This is a genomic window from Candidatus Manganitrophaceae bacterium, assembly GCA_016200325.1.
Taxonomy (GTDB): Bacteria; Nitrospirota; Nitrospiria; order SBBL01; family Manganitrophaceae; genus Manganitrophus.
In genome coordinates this window covers 20,196-42,373 of record JACQEZ010000018.1, presented here as the reverse complement: position 1 = coordinate 42,373, position 22,178 = coordinate 20,196, and the positions used below count along the sequence as shown (strand labels likewise).

At 56.9% G+C, this 22,178-nt stretch carries 19 protein-coding genes; 15 read left to right on the top strand and 4 right to left on the bottom strand.

The window, feature by feature from the left end; genetic code table 11:
• Window positions 1–20: 20 nt before the first annotated feature.
• From HY282_14900 to HY282_14855, 10 genes are all read left to right on the top strand, one after another.
• On the top strand, window positions 21–1,988 hold the full coding sequence (locus HY282_14900) for a PAS domain S-box protein (GenBank protein MBI3805037.1): 1,968 nt from the start codon (window positions 21–23) through the stop codon (window positions 1,986–1,988).
• Window positions 1,989–2,450: 462 nt separating this feature from the next.
• The gene (recO, locus tag HY282_14895) at window positions 2,451–3,200 is read left to right on the top strand and encodes a DNA repair protein RecO (GenBank protein MBI3805036.1); all 750 of its coding nucleotides are present in this window, start codon (window positions 2,451–2,453) and stop codon (window positions 3,198–3,200) included.
• 155 nt (window positions 3,201–3,355) lie between these two features.
• Window positions 3,356–4,327, top strand: coding sequence for a glycine--tRNA ligase subunit alpha (locus HY282_14890; protein MBI3805035.1), 972 nt, complete (start codon window positions 3,356–3,358; stop codon window positions 4,325–4,327).
• Window positions 4,317–6,500, top strand: coding sequence for a glycine--tRNA ligase subunit beta (locus HY282_14885; GenBank protein MBI3805034.1), 2,184 nt, complete (start codon window positions 4,317–4,319; stop codon window positions 6,498–6,500). Before HY282_14890 ends, HY282_14885 begins: the two co-directional genes overlap by 11 nt.
• Window positions 6,497–6,928, top strand: a complete 432-nt coding sequence (locus tag HY282_14880) for a hypothetical protein (protein ID MBI3805033.1) — start codon at window positions 6,497–6,499, stop codon at window positions 6,926–6,928. The genes HY282_14885 and HY282_14880 overlap by 4 nt, the downstream gene beginning before the upstream one ends.
• A 72-nt stretch (window positions 6,929–7,000) precedes the next feature.
• On the top strand, window positions 7,001–9,676 hold the full coding sequence (locus HY282_14875) for a pyruvate, phosphate dikinase (protein MBI3805032.1): 2,676 nt from the start codon (window positions 7,001–7,003) through the stop codon (window positions 9,674–9,676).
• An 85-nt stretch (window positions 9,677–9,761) separates the two neighbouring features.
• Entirely contained in the window at window positions 9,762–10,130 is a 369-nt protein-coding gene (locus HY282_14870; protein MBI3805031.1) for a hypothetical protein, read from the top strand.
• Window positions 10,131–10,346: 216 nt separating this feature from the next.
• Entirely contained in the window at window positions 10,347–11,471 is a 1,125-nt protein-coding gene (gene ribD, locus HY282_14865) for a bifunctional diaminohydroxyphosphoribosylaminopyrimidine deaminase/5-amino-6-(5-phosphoribosylamino)uracil reductase RibD (protein MBI3805030.1), read from the top strand.
• A complete protein-coding gene (locus HY282_14860; protein ID MBI3805029.1) occupies window positions 11,468–12,784 on the top strand; it encodes a hypothetical protein in 1,317 nt (438 codons plus the stop codon). The genes ribD and HY282_14860 overlap by 4 nt, the downstream gene beginning before the upstream one ends.
• Window positions 12,784–13,398 (top strand): riboflavin synthase, encoded by a 615-nt coding sequence (locus tag HY282_14855; protein ID MBI3805028.1) that lies wholly within the window; start codon window positions 12,784–12,786, stop codon window positions 13,396–13,398. Before HY282_14860 ends, HY282_14855 begins: the two co-directional genes overlap by 1 nt.
• Window positions 13,399–13,436: 38 nt before the next feature.
• On the opposite strand, the gene HY282_14850 is transcribed toward HY282_14855, so the two are convergent.
• The gene (locus HY282_14850; protein ID MBI3805027.1) at window positions 13,437–14,858 is read right to left on the bottom strand and encodes a sigma-54-dependent Fis family transcriptional regulator; all 1,422 of its coding nucleotides are present in this window, start codon (window positions 14,856–14,858) and stop codon (window positions 13,437–13,439) included.
• Window positions 14,859–15,010: 152 nt separating this feature from the next.
• Window positions 15,011–15,736, bottom strand: a complete 726-nt coding sequence (locus HY282_14845; protein MBI3805026.1) for a Stp1/IreP family PP2C-type Ser/Thr phosphatase — start codon at window positions 15,734–15,736, stop codon at window positions 15,011–15,013.
• Window positions 15,737–16,079: 343 nt separating this feature from the next.
• On the opposite strand from HY282_14845, the gene HY282_14840 reads away from it, so the two are divergent.
• The 5 genes from HY282_14840 (at window position 16,080) to HY282_14820 (ending at window position 19,714) form a co-directional block, all read left to right on the top strand.
• The gene (locus HY282_14840) at window positions 16,080–16,610 is read left to right on the top strand and encodes a ribonuclease H-like domain-containing protein (protein ID MBI3805025.1); all 531 of its coding nucleotides are present in this window, start codon (window positions 16,080–16,082) and stop codon (window positions 16,608–16,610) included.
• A 188-nt stretch (window positions 16,611–16,798) separates the two neighbouring features.
• Window positions 16,799–17,476, top strand: a complete 678-nt coding sequence (locus tag HY282_14835; GenBank protein ID MBI3805024.1) for a hypothetical protein — start codon at window positions 16,799–16,801, stop codon at window positions 17,474–17,476.
• Window positions 17,473–17,895, top strand: coding sequence for a sporulation protein (locus tag HY282_14830; GenBank protein ID MBI3805023.1), 423 nt, complete (start codon window positions 17,473–17,475; stop codon window positions 17,893–17,895). Before HY282_14835 ends, HY282_14830 begins: the two co-directional genes overlap by 4 nt.
• 80 nt (window positions 17,896–17,975) lie before the next feature.
• Window positions 17,976–18,791 carry a prolipoprotein diacylglyceryl transferase gene (locus tag HY282_14825; protein MBI3805022.1) on the top strand — a complete coding sequence of 272 codons (816 nt, stop codon included), beginning with the start codon at window positions 17,976–17,978 and terminating at the stop codon, window positions 18,789–18,791.
• A gap of 11 nt (window positions 18,792–18,802) precedes the next feature.
• Window positions 18,803–19,714 carry a DUF4438 domain-containing protein gene (locus HY282_14820; protein MBI3805021.1) on the top strand — a complete coding sequence of 304 codons (912 nt, stop codon included), beginning with the start codon at window positions 18,803–18,805 and terminating at the stop codon, window positions 19,712–19,714.
• Here the strand turns inward: HY282_14820 and truA are convergent.
• Together truA and HY282_14810 are read right to left on the bottom strand one after the other, a co-directional pair.
• Window positions 19,711–20,451: a tRNA pseudouridine(38-40) synthase TruA gene (truA, locus tag HY282_14815; protein ID MBI3805020.1), complete on the bottom strand. Its 741-nt coding sequence runs from the start codon at window positions 20,449–20,451 to the stop codon at window positions 19,711–19,713. The genes HY282_14820 and truA overlap by 4 nt on opposite strands.
• A 21-nt stretch (window positions 20,452–20,472) precedes the next feature.
• A complete protein-coding gene (locus HY282_14810; protein ID MBI3805019.1) occupies window positions 20,473–22,071 on the bottom strand; it encodes an N-acetylmuramoyl-L-alanine amidase in 1,599 nt (532 codons plus the stop codon).
• Window positions 22,072–22,178 lie beyond the last annotated feature (107 nt).

Sequence of the window (22,178 nt, the reverse complement as noted above, 5' to 3'; positions counted from 1 at the left end):
ATAATGGGGGAAGTCACATAATGGGGAAAGCGCGTCGCGATTCAGAACCGCTTCTGCAGAGTTTAGAAAGCTATCGCCACCTGGTAGAGGAGGTGAAGGATTATGCGATTTACCTTCTCGATCTTCAGGGAAAGGTGATGAGCTGGAATCAGGGGGCGGAGCGGATCAAGGGATACCGTCCTGAGGAGATCATCGGCAAACATTTCTCTGCCTTTTATACCAAGGACGATCAGCGTCGAGGGAAACCGGCGTACAACCTGTCCCGCGCTTTGGAAGAGGGGCGATTCGAGGAAGAGGGCTGGCGGATTCGGAAAGACGGCTCCCGATTCTGGGCCAATATCGTGATTACCCGCTTAGAGAATGATGAAGGAAAGCGAATCGGCTTTGCAAAGATTACCCGGGACCTGACGGAGCGAAGACAGGCGGAGCAGCGTCACCGTCTTCTGGTGGAGGGGGTCCGAGACTATGCCATTTTTATGCTCGATCCCCAAGGGCGGGTGGTGAGCTGGAATCGGGGGGCGGTGCAGATCAAGGGATATCAGCTCGACGAAATTATCGGAAAGCACTTCTCCGTCTTCTATCCGGATGAAGATAAAGTGTGGGACAAAGCGGGATATGAGTTAAAGCGGGCCGTTGAAGACGGTCAGTTTGAAGATGAAGGATGGCGCGTCCGAAAAGACGGCTCCCGGTTTTGGGCCAGCGCGGTGATCACCCCGATTCGGAATGAAGAGGGAGAGCTGATCGGCTTCTCGAAGCTCACCCGCGACCTGACCGAGCGAAGAGAGGCGGAGGAGCGGCTTCGGAAAAGTCAGGCGCAGCTTTCCGTTGCCCAGCGGATCGCCCATATCGGGAGCTGGGAGTGGGAGATCGCCTCTAACACGCTGACCTGGTCCGACGAGCTCTATCGGATCTATGGGCTCTCTTCCCGATCGGAAGGGATGACCTATGATCGGTATCTCACCTTTCTTCATCCGGAGGACCTTGCTTCCGTAAAAGAGATCATCGAGAAGGCATATCAGAACGGCCAGACTTTCGCCTTCGAGCACCGAATCGTCCGCCCGGATGGAATCGTACGGATCCTTCACAGCCAGGGAGAGGTCCTCCTCAACAAAGAAGGAAAGCCGGTGCGGATGTTCGGGACGGCGCAGGATATCACCGAACGGAAACAGGTGGAGAATGCGATCCGTAAATTGAATGAAGAGCTGGAGATTCGGGTGCGGGAGCGGACGGCGGAGTTGCAGACGGCGAACGAGGCGCTCCAGCGGCGGACGCATGAGGCGGAAGAGGCGAGCCGTTTGAAATCGCAGTTTGTCTCAAACGTCTCACATGAGCTTCGAACCCCGTTGAATTCCATCCTCGGCTATGCCACCTTGATGCACGATGAAACCTTCGGTCCCGTCGGATCGGATCAGAAAAAGCCGCTTGAAGGAATTTTGAGAAACGCCGACGACCTGCTGCATCTGATCGAAGAGGTCCTCGACCTCTCCCGGATGGAGGCGGGGCGGCTGAAAATTCAGCGCTCTTCGTTCGACCTTCACGACCTCATCGAGGAGGTGATCTCCGGGATGCAACCCCTGATCGATGAACGGGGACTTTATCTCAAGCAGGAGGTGGAAGAGACCCTTTCGACGCTGGAGACCGATGCGGGGAAGGTCAAGCAGATTCTCGTCAACCTTCTTTCAAATGCGGTCAAATTCACACGCCACGGCGGCATTACCTTGACGGCGCGGAAGGCACCGCGACGCGACGGCGTCGAGGTGGCGGTGAGTGATACCGGCATCGGCATGAAGCCGGAGGCGCTGCCGAGAATCTTCGAGGCCTTTTATCAGCTCGATGCCGACCTCACCCGGGAGTTCGGCGGCGTCGGGTTGGGATTGCGGATCGTTAAGGACCTGGTGAATCTGCTCGAGGGGGAGATCCGCGTCGAAAGTGAGCAAGGAAAAGGATCGACCTTTACGGTGTTCCTTCCCTGCCGTCTGAATCAATAGCCGGTCGCGCCTTGGGCTCCCCTGCGGCCTCCCGTGCAGCGGGGGGGCTCCCCCCCACGGTCACAACTTGCACCACGTGCGGGAGAGCACCGCGGATGGGGCTTCGACAGGTGACCTGATTCGGTCGATGGAACGTCTGATATAAAACGCAGCAGAGTGGGGGGGGGGCGTAGTGCGCCCTTGCCGCGCAGGCGCTTACGATCTTTTTTTTGATTCAGAAATCACTAGCTCTAGGTTTATCTCCTCGGTGGCGTGCTATGTCGGAGAGAAAGAGCCCTACTGGGGGAGGGGTGGAGCGAGGACGCAGCTTCCCTCGGTTATAATCAATCGCTCCACCTACCTTTTCCTTCCTCCCTAAGTTCAGAAAATGAGAACCATCCAAACCGAACCTCCTCCTTGTAAATAGACCGTCTATGAAGTAAAATAAAATTTTTCTTACTTTATTATTTTATAAGGAGAGGCATGTCGTTACTGACCACGCCGGCGATCGTTCTCGGGAGCATTAAGCTCGGTGAGGCCGATAAGCTGGTCACTTTTTTTACCGCTAAAAAAGGGAAGCTAAAAGGGGTGGCGAAGGGGGCCCGTCGGATGAAGAGCCGGTTCGGTGCCGCGCTGGAGCCGTTTACCCACTGCAATCTCGTTGTCTTCGAAAAACCGGGGGACAAACTCGCCCGGATCAACCAGTCGGACATCGTCCACTCTTTTCAGCTGCTCCGGGAGAACTGGTCCGAGATTCATCTCGCCTCCCATATGGTTCAGATGGTCCAGAAGTTGACCCCGGATGAGGAGCCGAACCCGGCGATCTTTCGTCTTTTGCTCGAAGCGCTCACCTATTTGGAGAAGGGGGCCGACCGGCAGCTCTCCGCGATCCTCTTTGTCATCCGTCTGGTCGCCTATAGCGGATATCAACCGAGGCTCGACCAGTGCTTAAAATGCCGCAAGCGGCTGACCGAGCCCAAAATCTACTTCTCCCCCGGCCAGGGCGGAACCGTCTGCCCCCCCTGTGCCGAGCGGATGGAGCGGCTCGCATCGATCTCCCAAGGGACCCTCGCTTTTCTTAGGGGATCGCAGCGGATGGACTATGCCGCCGCGCATCGGATTAAACTCACTGCCGCGATGCGGTCGGAAATTGAGGTCCTCTTCGGGGATCACATTACCTATATCACCGGGGCGCCTTCCCCAAAATTTGTTCCGGAGCCGGTCCACTCCTAAAAAAGTTTTAATTGCGGAATGCGGAGTAAGAAAAAGCCGGGTTCATTTCGCAACTCGGAACCGATGGTCCTGCATCTAAATTCGCTTGATTTGCTTGACAATCTCCGAAATCTTTTGTTAACTTGTAGCTCGAACGCTCACCTTGCGCTATTCTAATGAAGGACCCCTTGAAAGCCACCACTTCTCAGAGAAAGAGCGCGACGGCCTCTGTCCACAAAACGTCTCAAACAGCCCGCAAGCCGCTTACCTTTCAAGAGCTTTTTTTGTCGCTTCACCGCTACTGGGCCGCGCAAGGCTGTCTGATCCTTCAATCGTATGACACCGAGGTCGGCGCCGGAACCTTTCATCCGGCGACCTTTTTGCGCGCGCTCGGGCCGGAGCCTTGGAATGCCGCTTATGTTCAGGCCTCGCGCCGCCCCGCCGACGGCCGCTACGGCGAGAACCCGAACCGCCTTCAGCACTACTACCAATACCAAGTGATCCTCAAACCGGCGCCCGAGAACATCCAAGCGCTTTATCTTCAGAGCCTCTCCTCCTTCGGCATCAAGATGGAGGAGCACGACATCCGATTTGTCCAGGACGATTGGGAGTCGCCGACCCTCGGCGCCTGGGGACTCGGCTGGGAGGTCCGATTAGACGGGATGGAGATCACCCAGTTCACCTATTTCCAGGAGATCGGCGGGATTCAGCTCAATCCGATTTCGGTGGAGATCACCTATTGGCTGGAGCGGGTTGCGATGTACCTGCAGCAGGTCGACAACGTCTACGATCTCGCCTGGAATGACCAGGTCTCTTATGGCGAAGTCCATCATGAGGGGGAGGTCCAGTTTTCCCGGTTTAATTTCGAAGAGGCGAACATCGTCCACCTGAAAGAAGCGTTCCATCGCGCCGAGGAAGAGTCTCGACGGCTGATCTCCAAAGGCCTCATTCTTCCCGCCTATGAATACTGCATGAAGAGCTCCCATTTCTTCAACCTGCTCGATGCCCGGGGCGCGATCTCCGTGACCGAGCGAACCAGCTATATCGCCCGCGTCCGCGGATTGGCCCGGCTTTGCGCTGAAGGGTATCTCAAACAACGTGAAGCGGCCGGGTTCCCTCTCTTAAAGGACAAGAACCATGGCTCCTAAGGGTTCCGCAGAAGGGAGCGCGGGGAGCCGTCCCGGAAAAAAGAGCGCCGTTTCCAAGGCGACCGGAAAGGGACCTCGGGAGCTCTTCCTTGAAATCGGTGTGGAGGAGATTCCTTCCAATGTCATGGCCTCGGCGCTGGAGCAGCTGAAAGCGGGGGTGACGGCGCGTCTCTCCGCCCTGGGGATCCCGTTCGATCCGCCGCAGGTGTATGGCACGCCGCGACGGCTGATCCTGACCCTCCCCTCGCTCGCCCCGCAACAGGAGCGCCGGACCGAGGTGGCCACCGGCCCTTCCAAAAAGGTCGGCTTCGATGCGCAGGGGAATCCGACCCCCGCGGCGATCGGTTTTGCCAAATCGCAAGGGGTCGCCGTGTTGGAATTAAAGGTCCGGCAGACCGAGAAGGGAGAGTACCTTTCGGTCGAGAAGGAGATCCGCGGTGAGCCGACGGCGACCCTTCTTCAAAAGCTCCTCCCCGAAATGATCTCCTCGCTCTCCTTCCCCCGATCGATGCGATGGAACGATGAAGGGGTCTCCTTCGTCCGGCCGGTCCGCTGGATCGTCGCGCTTTATAATGGCGAGGTGGTTCCTTTTTCGTTCGCGGGGGTCGCCTCCGATCGGATCTCCTACGGCCACCGGATCCTCGCCCCGGAATCGTTCCAGGTCGCCGACTTCGCCTCTTACCAAAAAGAGATGCGGCGTCGGTCTGTCCTCATCGACCCCAAAGAGCGATATGATTTGATCATCCAAGAGATGAGCGATCTCGCCCGAGAGAAAAAAGGGGAGATTGAAGAAGACGAAGCGCTCGTCTGGCAGGCGGCTTTTATGGTGGAGTATCCGAAAGCAATCTGCGGCGCCTTTGATCCCTCCTTCCTGGAGGTTCCGAAGGAGGTGATCATCACGGCGATGAAAGAGCACCAAGGCTACTTCCCCCTTCATCATCAACAAGGCGCGCTCCTGCCCCACTTTGTCACCATCGTCAACAATCCGACCGACCAACCGGAAACGATCCGGAAGGGGAACGAGCGGGTGTTGCGCGCGCGGCTCGTCGATGCCCAATTTTATTTCAGCCAAGACCGCAAGAGCCGATTGGCCGACCGGGTCGAAGGGCTCAAGGGGGTGACCTTCCAAGCGAAGCTTGGGACACTCCATGAGAAAGTCGAGCGGCTGGTCCCGCTCGCCCAGCAGATCGGGGTGGAGGCAGGGACGTCGCCCGAGGCAATCGGGCGCGCCGCGCTCCTTTGCAAGGCCGATCTGATCAGCGGCGTGGTTCGTGAGTTTCCCGCGCTGCAGGGGGTCATGGGCCGGACCTACGCCCGGCTCGACGGAGAGGAGGCCGCAGTCGCCTCGGCGATCGAGGAGCATTATCTCCCCCGGTATTCAGGCGGCGCGTTGCCGAAGAGCCCGCTCGGCCAGGCGGTGGCGGTGGCCGACAAACTCGATACCCTCGTCGGCTGCTTCGGCGTCGGGCTGATCCCGAGCGGCTCGGAAGATCCGTATGCCTTGCGGCGTCAGGGGCTCGGACTGATTCAGATTTTGGTGATGGAGTCTTCTCCGCTTCGGACCCTCTCCCTCCAGGCGGCGGTGCGCGAGTCGATCCGGCTCTATGAAATGCAGCAGAAGTTCTCCGCCGGACAGGTCGCGGCGGAGGTGACCGGCTTTCTCAAGCAGCGGGTCGCCTCTTATCTTCAGTCCGAGGGAATTCGGTATGATCTGATCGATGCCGTCCTCGCCGGGGAGCTCGACCGCCCCCAGGTGATGATCGATTGGGCCCGGGCGCTGGTCCGCTTCTCGAAGCAACCCCTCTTCGGCCCGCTGATGACCGGCTTCAAACGGGCGATTCGAATTTTGCCGAAAGGTTTTTCGGGGGAGGTCGATCCCTCCCTTCTTAAAGAACAGGTTGAAAAAGATCTCTATGCGGCGATCTCCCGCGTCGACAATACGATCCGCGCCGATCTGTCGGAGGGCCGGTATGAGCAGGTCTTGGAGATCTTGGCGACGCTGTACGAGCCGCTGAATCGCTTCTTTGAGGGGGTCATGGTGATGGACCCGAATCCCGAGGTCCAGCGGAATCGATTGAGTCTCTTATTCAGAATCAAAAAACGCTTTGATGCGTTTGGTGATTTTTCGAAGATTGTGGAAGGAGAGGGCGCGACCAAACCGGAGCAAAAATGAGATTTCGAGTGGCCACGCTGGGAGGGCTCCTCGCCGGCCTGCTCGGCCTTCTCTGGGCGTCTGCGTCGGGGGGAGCCGGGATCCAGACGGAGATCTTGACGATCAGCGGGGAGGTGATCTATGTCGGAAACCCTCCCGGACCGATCGTCATCGAAGTCTATGATCGCCCCCAATTCTCGCCGCGGCCGGTCTTTTCCACCGCCGTAATGCAATCGGGCGCTTACGCCCTTCACGTCCGTCCGGGGATTTATTATCTGAGGGCTTTTGTCGATCTCAACGGGAATCATCTTTGGGATGCCGGAGAGCCGGTCGGTTTCTACGCTGCGGAGCAGCGGCTGGTGGTCGTTCCGCTTGCCTCGAAAAGTGGAATTAATATTCAGATCCCGCTTGTAAAAGAATCTGCTGATTTGAAACGAGGAAATCATTAGAATAAATATCGTGGATGTTGGGAAGGTTTTTTCACAACGATTCTGATCTCAGAAGAGAAATGGGAGGCAGGAATGGCAACAAAGAAAAAGTTTGTCTATTTTTTCGGCGACGGCCGAGCGGATGGACGGGGGGATATGAAAGAACTCCTCGGCGGGAAAGGGGCCGGTCTGGCGGAGATGACACGGCTCGGTATTCCGGTCCCGGCGGGGTTTACGATTACGACCGAGGCGTGCATCGCGTTTTTTGACAACGACAAGCGCCATCCGAAGGGGCTCTGGGAGGAGGCGCTCGTTGCCCTGAAGCGGGTTGAAAAACTGATGGGGGCCCGGTTCGGCGATCCGCAGAGCCCGCTGCTTGTCTCCGTCCGATCCGGCGCGCGCGCCTCGATGCCGGGGATGATGGACACGGTCTTGAACCTCGGCCTCAATGACCAGACGGTGGTCGGCCTGATCGAGAAGACGAAGAACGAGCGGTTCGGTTATGACGCCTACCGCCGGTTCATCTCGATGTTCGGCGCGGTCGTGATGGGGGTGAAGCGGGAGAAGTTCGAGAAAGCGCTGGAGGAGAAAAAATCGCAGCTCCGCGTCCGGCTCGACACCGAGCTCTCGGCCGACGCCCTGAAAGAGCTGGTGCAGACCTACAAGAAAATCGTCCTGAATGAAACCGGCCAGAGCTTTCCCGAAGACCCGCTCGATCAGCTGCGGCTTGGGATCAACGCCGTTTTCAACTCCTGGTTCGGACAGCGGGCGATGACCTATCGCCGGCTCAACGGCATTCCAGATACCTGGGGGACCGCCGTCAGCGTCGTCGCGATGGTCTTCGGAAATCTGGGGGAGACCTCCGGGACCGGTGTTGCCTTCACGCGCGATCCGTCCACTGGCGAGCGGCGCTTCTTCGGCGAGTTCCTCTTCAATGCCCAGGGGGAGGATGTCGTCGCCGGGATTCGGACGCCGCTGCCGATTGGCGCCTTAAAACAGAAGTTGCCGAAAGCCTATCGCGATCTGATCAACGTCTACAAAAAGCTCGAGCAACATTACAAAGACATGCTCGACATCGAGTTTACGATTCAAGAGGGAAAGCTCTACATGCTCCAGACGCGGGTCGGCAAACGGACCGCAGCGGCGGCGGTCAAGATTGCGGTCGACATGGCGAAGGAGAAGCTGATCACCAAGGAGACGGCGCTGCTCCGCGTCGATCCGCTCCAACTCGACCAGCTTTTACACCCGATGATCGACCCGAAGGTGAAGGTGCATGTCATCGCCAAAGGGCTTCCCGCTTCGCCCGGCGCGGCAATCGGAAAGGTCGTCTTCACCGCCGAGGAGGCGCAGCGGATGGCGGAGCGGCATGAGAAGGTGATCTTGGTCCGGACCGAGACGTCGCCGGAAGACATCGGCGGGATGCATGCGGCGGAGGGGATCGTCACCGCCCGGGGGGGGATGACGTCGCACGCGGCGGTGGTCGCCCGCGGGATGGGGAAGTGCTGCGTGGCCGGCTGCGGCGCGCTCATGGTCGACGAAGAGAAGAAGGTTTTTTCCGCCGGCAACGTCACGGTGAAGGAGGGGGATTATATTTCCCTCAACGGCTCGACCGGCGAGGTCATCTTGGGCCAGGTCGAATTAATCCAGCCGGAGCTTTCCGCCGCTTTCAAAACGATCATGGGATGGGCCGATGACGCTCGGACCCTCAAGGTCCGCGCCAATGCCGATACTCCGCACGATGCCCGCGTGGCGCGCGGCTTCGGCGCGGAGGGAATCGGACTCTGCCGGACCGAACATATGTTCTTCGAGGGAGACCGGATCAAGGCGGTCCGCGAGATGATCCTCGCCGACACGGTCGAAGGGCGAAAACGGGCATTGGCAAAGCTCCTGCCGATGCAGAAGAGCGACTTTATCGGAATCTTCCGGGAGATGAAGGGGCTGCCGGTGACGATTCGTCTCTTGGACCCCCCGCTGCATGAATTTCTCCCGCAGACGGAGGCCGATCTCGAGGAGCTCTCCCGCGAGATGGGGGTGGCGGTCGAGCTCCTTCGGGCGAAGAACAAGAGCCTTCACGAGTTCAACCCGATGCTCGGCCACCGCGGATGCCGCCTCGGGATCACCTATCCGGAGATTTACGAGATGCAGGCGCAGGCGATCTTCGAAGCGGCCTGCGAGCTGGGGAAAGAGGGGATGAAGGTGATTCCGGAGGTGATGATCCCGCTGGTCGCCCACATCAAAGAGCTGTCGGACATGAGGGCGCTCTGCGTCAAAATTGCGCAGGAGGTGATGGCCCGGTATAAAAAGAAGGTGGAGTATTCGATTGGAACGATGATTGAACTGCCGCGGGCAGTCCTGGTGGCCGATCAAATTGCGAAAGAGGCGGAGTTCTTCTCATTCGGCACCAACGATTTGACCCAGACGACCTTCGGTCTCTCACGGGACGATTCCGGCCGGTTTTTGCCGGAGTATATCCGAAAAGGGATTCTCGACCAAGATCCGTTCGTTGCCGTCGATCAGGAGGGGGTCGGGCTTCTGATGAAGATGGGGGTAGAGAAGGGGCGTTCGACCCGCGCCGGGATGAAGATCGGAATCTGCGGCGAACATGGGGGCGAGCCGACCTCGATCGAGTTCTGCCATCGGATCGGCTTGAATTATGTCAGCTGTTCTCCGTTCCGTGTGCCGATCGCGCGGCTCGCGGCGGCGCAGGCGGCGATCAAAGGAAAGATGAAGACCAAGGGGAAAGAGGCCGGCCACCGCGCCACGGTCTGATCGGCTATCTTAGACAAATCGGGTTCATCATTCGTAGGGGCGTATTTCAATACGCCCCTACGTTTTTCAATACAGGGAGGCGGCAATGAAGATTCAGACGGTCTGGGCGGTCAAAGTTGTTCCCGACGATGAGGACGAAGCGCTCCATGAGTTCGCCCTGTCCTGGTATCGTTTTACAAAGGATTCGGCCGAGACCGACCCGGTCCTAAAAATCCCGGCCAGACCGGCCGTTTGGGTGAAGTTTTCCAAGGTAGACCATATCGAACTCATGCAATCCAATTTCCCGGAAGCAAAACTTGGCCCCGCTTCCTCTTTTACCGAAGCGATCCTCTTCACGGAAAGCTGGGAAAAAGCGCAAGCCCTCCAGAAGAAAATATATGGCGTCCTCCGGGATGAAGAGGAGGAAGATGAAATGGGACAGATTCTAAAAGAAGACACGATGGAAGACTACTGAAAATGAGGCTTTAAAAGCAGGAGTCGGAAGTCAGAAGTCAGAATTCAGAAGTGATGGAGAAACGGCGCGTCCGCCTTTTCTTTCAAGTATTCCCGCGTCTGTTTTTTATGAATATAAATTCTATCCACCTCCTCCCTTGATTCTCTTTCTCTCCCAATGCTAACCTGAATGCAATCGATTTGACATCCGAAGCGGCCCGCTTATATAGTAACGGTCATGTCGGAGCCAGAAGACCGAAAATATATGAGGCGGGCGCTTCGTCTGGCCGAACGAGGCCGCGGCAAAACCGCGCCGAACCCGATGGTCGGCGCGGTGGTCGTCAAAAACGGCGTCATTCTCGGTGAAGGTTTTCACCCGAAAGCGGGCGCGCCGCATGCCGAGGTGTTGGCCCTTGCCGAAGCGGGGATGAAAGCCAAGGGAGCAACCCTCTACACCAGCCTGGAGCCCTGCTGTCACGCCGGAAAGCGCACCCTTCCTTGTACCGATGCGATCTTAAAAAGTGGTCTTCGGCGGGTGGTCGCTGCGATGATCGATCCGAACCCGGCGGTCTCCGGCGGCGGGCTGGATCTCCTCCGAAAAAAGGGAATCGATGTTACCGAAGGGGTGCTGCAACCCGAGGCGGCGCAGCTGAATGAAGTCTTCATCAAGTACATCACCACCGGCCGGCCATTCGTGATCTTGAAGGCGGCGGCCACCCTTGACGGCCGGATCGCCACGGCGAAGGGGGCGTCGCGCTGGATCACCGGGGAGGCGGCCCGACGAGAGGTGCACCGGCTTCGATCGGAGGTCGATGCGGTTTTGGTGGGGATCGGAACGGTGTTGGCCGACGACCCGATGTTGACCGCGCGCCGGCCGGGAGCCAAAAATCCGGTGCGGGTGGTCATCGACCCACATCTGAAGATTCCGGTCCGATCGAGGTTGGTGACATCGATTTCAGACGCGCCGACCTGGGTGGTCACGACGGGGAGGGCCTCCGCCGAAAAAGCAAGGGCGCTGGAAAAGCGCGGGGTCGAGCTGTTCCGTTTTTCTCAAAGGCAAGGAATCATCCCGTTCAATCTTCTCTTCGAGCGGCTCGGAGCACGTGAGATCACGAGTGTAATGATCGAAGGGGGAGGGGTGGTGAATGGGATGGCGCTTCGCGCCGGGGTGGTCGATAAGGTTGTTTTTTACATCGCTCCCAAACTCCTCTGCGGCGATGATGCGCGAAGTGTCGTCTCCGGGAAGGCGATTCCAAATCTCAACGATGCACTCAATCTCCAGCAGATGACTGCTCGGAAGGTAGGAGAAGATCTACGAATTGAAGGTTACCCCCGGAAGGGGGAAAGAGGAGGTGATGCGTGAGGCCGATGCGAACTTGGATGTTCTTCTTCTTAATGGTCTTCTGCGCCGGCTGTGCCGAGACCCAACGGGTGAGTCCGGCCGCCGGGCCGACCGGCGGTCCCGCTCCGCAGGGGAATCTCAATCTCTCTGTCCAGCAATACCTCGCCTCCGAAGACGACACGCAATCGGAGGCGCTCCTTAGTGAAATTCAGTCGCAGAAGGGGGTGACCGTCGTACAGATTGAGACGGCCATTCAGGAGGGGGTGCTCTATCCGCCGCAGCCGTCGGTCGGGCCGCTTCATCTCAACATTAATATGGGAGAAGAGCAGGCCGATTACGCCCTGTATGTTCCAGAGAAGTATGATCCTGCGAATCCCTATCCGCTCATTATCTGTCTCCATGGAGCCGGTTTTACCGGAGACAGTTACTTGGAGCGGTGGCAGGCACGGCTTGGGGAGAAGTCGCTCCTTGCCTGTCCGACCATGGTCAATGGGGCCTGGTGGACGCCGGAAGGAGAGGCGTTGGTCTTGTCGGTGATCGATGCGGTTCAATCGAAGTATCGGATCGATCCGAATCGGATCTATTTGACCGGAATGTCGAACGGTGGGATCGGGGCCTACTTGATCGGGATTTTCCACGCCGACCGTTTTGCCGCCATCGCCCCGATGGCGTCCGGTATTCCAGACGAGATCTTTCCCTTCCTCCAGAATCTCTCGACCACCGGCATTTATATCGTCCATGGCGCCAAAGACGAAGTGATGCCGGTGATGCTCTCCAGAAAGATCAGTGAGTATCTGACGGAACACCAGATCCCCTTTGTCTATCGAGAGCACGACCGATTGCACCCGATGGCCGGCGGCCATTTTTTTCCGAAAGAGGAGCTTCCCGATCTGGTCGCCTGGTTTGACCAGCAGCACCGCCAGCCTTATCCGAAGCGGGTCGTCTCGCTCCGGGATTCGGAGCATCTGGAGCCGTTCTATTGGACCGAAATCAATCAGACGGAAGGGGAGGTGGCGAATGTGTTGGGATCGATCTTCGAGCCGGAAGAGGCGGAGCGGGTGAAAAAGGGAGCGTTCTCATCGCTCACGGCCGAAGTCAAGGAGAACCGGGTCAATGTGACGACCGAGCGGGTAGGACGCTATACCCTTTTCTTTAATCGAAAGCTGATCGATTTCTCAAAGCCGGTGGTCGTCTTCACCAACGGCAAGAAGAGTTTCGAAGGGCGTCTTTCGGAGGAGATTGTGCCTCTCTTAAAGGAGACGAAGCGACGTCATGATCCGGGTGCCCTGTATCCTGCATCTGTGACCGTGGATTTAACGGGAAAAGCAAAATAATGTTTACCGGAATTATTGAAGAGATGGGGGTGGTGACCGAGATCGATCGAAATCTCAGGTCGATGCGGCTCACCCTGTTGGCGACGGCGATCTTAGAGGATCTGGAGCTGGGCGACAGTGTGACACTAAACGGTGTCTGCACGACGGCCGCCACACGGACGGAAAGCGGCTTCACGGTCGACCTCTCTCCGGAGACGGCGCGAGTAACCACTTTGGGAGGTTTGAGGGTGGGAGATCCGGTCAATCTGGAGCGGGCGATGCGTATTATGGACCGGATCGGAGGACATCTTGTCTCGGGCCATGTGGAAGGAATCGGGATGATCCGAGCGCGCGAACAGGAAGAGAATGCCATCCTTCTGACGATTGAGGTCCCGCCGGACATTTTAAAGTATTGCATCAAAAAAGGGTCGATCGCCGTGGATGGGGTGAGCCTTACGATCAATACCCTCACCGACCGCGGGGTGACCCTTTCCATTATTCCCCATACCGCGAAGGCGACGACGTTGGGGCTGAAGCAGGTCGGCAGTCAGGTAAATCTGGAGAGCGATCTGATCGGGAAATATGTCGAGCGGCTTTTAAGCGGCGGTGTCCGAGGTCCGGGAGAGAAGGGCTAAAAACGTCGAATTGACGGTCTGTTTCTAAACTTTATTGATCATTCATGATCCCCCATGATCCCCGATTGAGGTTCTTCGGGTTCCCCTCCTTCGTATTTCTCCGTTAATCCCAATGCATCCATTTTGTATTTTAGCTGGCGGCGGGTGATGCCAAGCAATTTGGCGGCGCGGGTCTGCACCTGCCGGGTCTGATGAAGCGCCTGTGAGATCATCTGCCGCTCGAGCCGTTCCACCGCCTGCTCCAGCGTCATCTCACCCAGAGGGATCGCCCCCGCCGCCGGGGCGCGGTTGGACCCTCTTCGGATTGCAGCCGGGATATCGTTCAGGTCGATCTGGTCGGAAGCGGCCAGGGCGCTCATCTGCTCGATCATGTTTTCCATCTCGCGGACGTTTCCCGGCCAATCATGTTGAATGAGGACTTCGATTGCCGAAGGGGTGATCGATTTCATCGGGAGACGATGCGCCAGGCTCTTTTTTTCAAGGAAGTGCTTGAGGAGGAGAGGGATGTCTTCTTTCCGGGTCCGGAGCGGGGGGAGGACGATGGGAATGACATTGATTCGGTAAAAGAGATCCTCACGGAAAGATCCTTTTTGAATCTCCTCTTCTAAGTTCTTGTTCGTCGCCGCGATGAGGCGGACATCGGCCTCCAGGAGTTGCGAGCCGCCGACGCGCATGAATTTCCGCTCCTCCAGGGCACGGAGGATCTTCGCTTGGCACGGAAGGGAGAGCTCGGCGATCTCATCAAGAAAGAGGGTGCCGCGATGGGCCTGTTCGAACCGCCCGATTCGGCGTGACTGTGCATCGGTAAAGGCCCCGCGCTCGTGACCGAATAACTCGCTTTCGAGGAGGGTCTCGGGAATGGCGGCGCAGTTAATGGCGACAAACGGGGCGGTGCTCCGGCTGCTGTTATAGTGGAGCGCTTTTGCGATCAGCTCTTTTCCGGTGCCGCTCTCTCCGAGCAACAGGACGGTCGTCTTGGTGTCGGCGACGTGCCGGACTTTCTCAAACATCTCCTGCATGGCGCGGCTGTTTCCAATAATATTCTCATAGCCATATCGCCTGGAGACCTCCGTCCTCAGCGACTGGACCTCTTTCTCCAGATCGCGATTGGCCAGCGTTTTTGACAGAATCCATTGAAGTTCTTCCAGGTCGAACGGTTTGGTCACGTAGTCATCGGCGCCGGCCTTGATCGCCTCGACCGCCGTTTTTATCGTCCGTGTCGCCGTCAGCATGATGATCGGGATTTTCTCGTCGATCTCTCGCAGCCGCTTCAGCGTCGCCATTCCGTCCAGCCTCGGCATCTGGAGGTCGAGGAGGACCAGCTCGGGTTGATTCTCTTGGAAGCGCTGGATTCCTTCTCGGCCGTCCGACGCAAAAAGAAGGGAGTAGTCCTTCTTTAAGAAGGCTTGGAAGGACTCCTGGACGCTGCTCTCATCATCGATGATGAGGATTTTCTTCATCTCGCCCTGGCGGGTCTCGCCGACCGACCGCTTTCTGGTTGAGTTTGATTGATTCGATATGAATCTGAATGGACCGGGAAACGGATGCGTCGCTCTTTCAGGCCTCCGGCACATTTCCGGAGAGAGGCGTCTGGAGAGAGCGCGGCTGCTGCTTACTGATAGCCGATCAAGACCACCGTAATGTTGTCTTCGCCTCCCTTTTCTTTCGCCCTCTCCACCAATGCACGGCATGCTTTCTCAAGATTGTCGTTCATTGTGGTGAGAATGGTATTGATCTCTTCCAAGGTCAGCTTGTTGCTCAACCCGTCCGAGCAGAGGAGGAGAATATTTCTTGGAACCGATGCCTGTCGGAGGGTCTCCACGTCGACCCTGGGGCTGGTTCCCAGGGCGCGGCTGATCACATGTTTCAGGGGATGATGTTGTGCGGCCTCTGCGGTAAGAAGTCCCTTTCGGACATATTCATTGACGAGGGAATGGTCCTGCGTCAGCTGCCGCGTCTTGTCCTCCTGAAATAGATAGACGCGGCTGTCGCCGACGTAACCGATGATGGTCTCGGTCGGGTGGGCGACGACCGCCACGACGGTGGTTCCCATCCCACTGAGGGATGAATCTTTCTCCCCCGCCTCATAGATTTTCTCGTTGGCGTACCCGATGGCGCGGGCCAGCTTCATCTCCGCCGTCTGCTCGGTAATCTCAGGGGAGGAAAAGAACTCCTGGATCGACTGGACGGCAATCCGGCTTGCGACCTCGCCCGCCGCATGTCCCCCCATTCCGTCTGCAACCACATAAAGATTGAACTCTGGAAAAAGTCCGAGACTGTCCTCGTTGGAACGACGGACTCGACCGACGTCGGTTAATCCTGCTGCCGTCACCTTCATTTTTCGGGGATCCCCTCATCTTGTGGAAGAGCCAATCGCGACCTGTTCTAAATTATTTTCATTTTATAAGATAGAGGCGTTTTTGTCTATATCGGTTTTTGGTGAAAGCGGCCGTTTTACATCCCATCACCGACGATACACCGGAAATCGCTCAAGTCCATACCGAAAAGCATGGAGGCATCGAGATTGTCGGTAATGATAGATTTTTAAATGCGGGCCGGATGTATTTTGCGTTTGGTTCAAATTTCTTGACAGGGCGGTCTTATTTTATTAAGTTGACCCCCATCGCAAGGCGGGAGGATTCCCCTCCGGCACCCTTGCACCGCGGCCATCGAGGTATCCGATGAATGTCGTCTACTTTGATTTAGAGACACAGAGGAGTGCGGAGGAGGTCGGCGGGTGGGATCGAAAAGAGCGGATGGGTTTCTCTTTCGGCGTCACCTATTCGACAAAAGACCAGGCCTTTCGTGGATACGAAGAAGAGGATATTCCTGAGTTGATCGGCGTCCTGGGTGACGCCGACCGGATCGTCGGCTACAATCTCCTCGGCTTCGACTACGCCGTTCTCTCCGCTTACACCGATGTGAACCTCTCCGCGTTGCCGACGCTCGATCTGTTGGTGTCACTTCGGACCGCCCTGGGGTTTCGTCCAAAACTTGATAACCTGGCATCGGCGACATTAAATTCGGGCAAGAGCGCCGATGGCCTCCAGGCCATCCGATGGTATCGCGAAGGGAACTTTGCCAACATCGCCCTCTATTGCAAGGAGGATGTCAGAATTACGCGGGATCTCCATCTTTTCGGATTTGAGAATGGATTCATCTATTACACCGATCGGTCGAATCAGTCGCTTCGTGTGAAGGTGAATTGGTAATATCAATGAGGAAAGAGAGATCCCTTTTGTCTCTTTCTTTCCTTTACGATGAACGCCCCGGGAGAAGCCCTCTGCCGGATGTGCCCCCTTCCTTCTGCGCCCTTCCCTTTCTTTCTTTTTGATTTCTGTTTGTGTTATATTGAATTGATCTCTTTATCCAGAACCCCCCTGTAGTGTGAGATCCCTTCATGTCGATCGGCTGGTCCATTGTTTCGATTCTATTTATTGTGACTGTTCTCTTTCTATTTGTGCCCTTTTTTTTTACCGTCGACTCGGAAGAAAAGCGTTTCTCCGTCCGGTGGCTCTTCATAAACATCGGATTTAATTTTACGCGGCAGCGTCTCACGATTCGGGTCGTCGGCATCCCGATAGGAAGGGGAAAGAAGGGTACAAAGGCACCCACTCCTCCCTCCGGAGAGGCAACGGAAAAAGGGGATGAGCGCGCGCGCGAAGAAAATGAAAAAAGGCCGGAGAAAGGGGAAGCGCCGGAGCGGCCGTCGGTGGTGAAAGTGTTGTTCTCGCACCGCGCGCTGATGGTCCATCTGACCGAGCTGGCAACGCGGTATCTGATTGATCTGCTGCGTGCCTTTTCGGTTTCCCATCTTGATTTTGATCTCTCTTTGGACGATCCGATGATCAACGGGATCTGCTACGGCGCCCTCCAGGGAGTCCAGATAAAACGGGTGTATCTTGCAGTGAATTTTTGGGGCGAGAATCGCTTTGTCGGTCGATTTGCCCTCCCTTTATATCGGCTTGCTGTTCCGACGCTGCGGGTTCTGATCCATCTGCCCTATTCGGAAATGTATCAGGTGTATAAAGAAGTTCGACATCCAGGTCCTGTCAGAAAAGAGGAGGTTTCAGCATGAGTATCGCGGAAGAGTTGATGAAGACCCTTTTAGAGCAACTGAAGGCGATTGCCAGTACCGATACGATCATCGGCGAGGCGTTTTTGGCCGGCGGGGTGTCCATTATCCCGGTTTCACGTATCTCAATGGGAATCGGCGTCGGCGGCGGCGGACAGTCCCAGCAGAATGAAGGGGTCGGCGGGGGGGGCGGGGTGAAAGTAGAGCCGATCGCTTTCCTGGTGGTCAAGGATCAGAGTGTCTCCCTGATGAACGTCGGCCGCGGTAAGGGGCTGGATGTCCTTTATGAAAAGTTGCCGGAACTGATCGATAAGATGGTTGAGAAGGCGACTCAAAAGACGAAGAAAGCAGAACCGGGGATGGCCGGCGAAACGACGCGTCCTAGCGCCGCCGGCTTTTCCCCCGGTTTACAGACCCCTTAGCGAAAGCGCAAATCTGTGAGGCGGCAAGGGAAAAGCTTTCTCTCCTTTTCCCAGCCGCCTCACGCCATAAGGATTTTATGATACGTTATCCCAATCTTGACCCGGTCTTCATTCGGATCGGTCCGTTGGCCTTCCGCTGGTATGGGTTGATGTATGCGATCTCCTTTATCGCGGCGATCTTCGTCATTCGGGTGACGGCTATCCGGAAGGGGCTGAAGATCACCAAGGAAGAAATTTCCGATCTGATGCTCTATGCGGCGATCGGCGTTATTTTAGGAGGACGGCTCGGCTATGTTCTCTTTTATAACCTCCCTTTCTATCTTGAGAACCCCTCCAAAATCATCGCCGTCTGGGAAGGGGGAATGTCCTTTCATGGCGGACTGATCGGGGTCTTGGTCGCTGGCGCCCTTTTCTGTAAGCGGTACGGCTATTCGTTTTATGAGGTGGCCGATGTCGCGATCCTGGCCGTCCCGATCGGGCTGGGACTCGGTCGGATCGGCAACTTCATCAACGGCGAGCTTTATGGCCGGCCGACCGATGTTCCTTGGTGTATGATCTTCCCGCAAGGGGGTGAGGTCTGCCGCCATCCTTCTCAGCTTTATCAAGCCGGACTGGAAGGGATTGCTCTCTTTGCCATTCTTTGGCTCTTATCTTATCGTAACCTCCCGCGTGGGGTTCTCTTCTGGGCGTTCTTTCTCTTTTATGGTCTGTTCCGATTTATCGCCGAATTTTTTCGGCAGCCCGATCCGCAACTCGGTTTAATCTTGGGACCCTTCTCCATGGGACAGCTCTTGAGTCTGCCGATGTTTTTGATCGGCGCAATCATGGCATGGCTTCAATATCAAAAGGATGAGCGGGATCGACCGTTGGGCCGATCTGCACCGCGAGGGAGATGAGCGCGTCGCCGATTCGAACCAATGAGGCATCATTGGTCAGATTCGCCGTTCAGGGAACGGTGATGTATCCGCGGAGCTATGGCTGGGAGGTATCGCGAACCGGCCAGCCGATGATGCTTCCGAGCGTCGGCGGGATCACCTACAATGTGAAGGTCGGCGATTCGGTTTTCGGTCTTGCCGGCGATCATATCGAGCCGGCGGTCTCGTTCACCAGCGATCCGACCAAGCTGACGCAAGATCCGAATCGGGGTTTTAATATCTTCTCCTGTATCGGCAATGAAGCGGTGATCATTTCCGGCGATGCGAAGGGGGAGAAGGGGATGGTCACCGGCCATCACGGCGGGGTCGAACATGTGCTGGCCGATTTTCCGGATCATGCCCTCGAAAAGTTGACGCACGACGATAAGGTGCTCATTCGCGCATTCGGCCAGGGGCTTCGGCTTCTCGATTATCCCGAGGTCCACTGCTTTAGCCTCGACCCGAGCCTACTTAAGAAGCTCGGTCTCCACGTGGCCCAGCGGGGTCAATTGGAAGTTCCCGTCACGGCCATTGTGCCAGGAAAGCTGATGGGCTCGGGACTGGGCCATAGCGACGTCTTTAAAGGGGATTACGACATCCAGACGAGCGACATGGGAATGATTCGAGAGCACCGGCTCGATCGACTTCGATTCGGCGATATCGTGGCGATCTTGGATCATGACAGCTCGTTCGGCTGGAGCTACCGAACGGGCGCGGTCTCCATCGGCGTCGTGGTTCATGGCGACAGTCAGCTGGCAGGTCACGGTCCGGGCGTTCAAACGCTTCTCTCCAGCAAGGAAGGGCTTTTTTCACCGGTCATTCGGTCCGACGCCAACATCGGATTTTATCTCAACGTCGGCCGCTGGAGAGCGGCGCCCCGTCGAGCCAAGAAGCCGCGGGATTAATAATCGATTCGAACCAGAAAGAGTCCCTGGGGCGGCGCGGTGGGGCCTGCCAGACGACGATCGCGCCCCGCTAAGATTGCGGAAACCTCTTCGACCCGCCTCCGCCCCCGTCCCACCTCGACCAGCAGACCGACCATGTTTCGGACCATATACTGCAAAAAGCGGCTGGCCTCGAAATTGATTTCGATCTGATCTTCCCTCTCTTTCACCTGCAGCGTCTCTAAATCGACCCAGCGATCGTCTCCCTCGCTTTTGGCGGCGCAGAAAGAGGTAAAGTCATGGCGGCCGAGCAGAAGCCGACCGGCCTCTTGTATTTTAAGGAGATCGAGCGGTTGGAAGACATGCCAGGCGGTTCGTCGATGCAATGGGGAGCGAAGGCGGTTCGGGTAGATAAAATAGGTATACTTCTTTTTCTTTGCCGAGAACCGGGCGTGGAAAGAGGGAGGAACCGTTTCGGCCGATCGAACGGCGATGTCCTCCGGCAACAAGCCATTGAGTCCGCGAACCCAGGTATTGAGATCGAAAGGGACCGGCGGGGTGAAGTGGGCGACCTGACCCCGGGCGTGCACGCCGGCGTCGGTCCGGCCTGCGCCGGTCAGGCGGACCGAATGTCCGGTTAACTGCCGGAGGGTCTGCTCGAGAACCCCTTGAATCGTGACCAGGTGCGGCTGAATCTGCCATCCGTGGTAATGGGTGCCGTCATATTCGAGGATTAGTTTGATGAGCCGATCGGTCATGGGGAACGCGTTGGGTTTCGCCTATGAACTGGTTTTGACCGAATCGAGGTAACGTTCGATCCCTTTGAACAGCGACTCGGCTATTTTTTGCCGGTAGGAGTTGCTTCGGAGCCGTTTTTCCTCCGTCGGGTTTGTGAGAAATGAAATTTCTGCAAGGATGGCCGGCATATGCGTGTTTGCAAGAACGTAAAAAGGGGCCCGCTTCACGCCGAGAAAAGACGTTGGATACTTCGCGATTAGGTGCTCCACAAACGCCCCCTCGGTAAAGTGTGCGAACTCCAGCGATTCATTCAGGTTAAAATCTCGTTCCAGATCGTTTAAGATAACCTCTTGAAGGTTGAGGGTCGCTTTCCGGGAGGTCGCATTCTCCCGGGCGGCGACATCGATCGCTCTGTCGTCGCTCGCCCTTCCAAGGAAGTAAACCTCAATCCCCTGCGTGTTTCTCTTCGGGCTCGAATTGGCGTGAACCGAGACGAAAAGGTCGGCTTTCTTCGAGTTGGCGAGAAGGGTCCGCTCGTCGAGCGGAATGAAGACATCTTGGTCCCGTGTCATGACGACCTTTTTCTTCAGTCTTTTTTGAATGAGATCTCGGAGACGCAGGGAGACGTCGAGCACCACCTCCTTTTCCTCGAGGCCGCTGGTTCCAATCGCACCCGGATCTTTTCCGCCGTGACCAGGGTCGATCACGATCATCTGGACATTGAAGGGGGGAGGCGAAGGAAGAAGGGAGGGGGCGCTCGCCCGCCCGTCCTGAGTTTCTTTCTCCGCCGTCGCTCTGTTCGTCTCCTGTTTTTTAGTGAAAAGGTCGATGACCAGCCGGTCCGGATCGCTGAGCGGGACGACCTTATAAGAGCCGAGCTGTTTGAATGTCAGGAGCAGCTCGATCGCATCCGGCTCTTTCTGCTTTGCCTCGATCTGCTTGAGCGTGCCATCCCTTACCGGAATGATATGACTTTTCCGAAAAAGCTCTCCCAAAGAGGCCTTCGGAAGGCGAACGATCAATACGGAGGATGTCTTCTCGACGTCGACAGAGACGGCGCGGTTCAAGTCGATCACCACCCGGGTGTAATCCGGGTAGGCCCAATGCCGAATGTTCGAGACGACGGCAGTCTCTCCTGAATCGGCCGGACCTTTCTCAGGACTCTTTTCTTGGGGGCTGTCGGCGGCGAGTGCCGATCCCAGGAGTTTTTCAATCCGGGTGACCTGACGCTGCGCTTCTTTTCCGAGGGGAGCGTGGGCCGATCTCTCAGCCACCGCCGCATAATAGTCCCGAGCTTCTTTGAGGTCCTGCGGCCGGTTGGAGTAGAGATAGAGCTCTTGATAAAGGCGGGCGACCTGCATCATCGTCCGGCCGTCATTCTCCATGAAGGGGCGCGATGATTTGTATTTTTGAATGCACCGCTCCCAGTGGGTGCGGATCTTCTTCTTCTCCGGACTCGCCTTAAGAGATTGACGGCAGCTCTCCGCCTCCTTGAGATCGTCTCCGTCAGATGCCGGGAAGATGGCCGGCGGAGCCGCGAGGATGGCAAGGATCGTCATGAGGAGGATCAGTGGATTAAAGAAGGGGGTAAAATGGATCAACGATCCAAGGCGCCGAGGGGCCCGTTTGGCTTTAGCCATCAATCCTTATCCCCGCAAAAACATACTAAAAGAGTGCCGTTAAAAGCTTTTTTATCTTATCATAAATAGAACCTTTTTCTTGACATTTTTTGCCCTGCTATGTTACC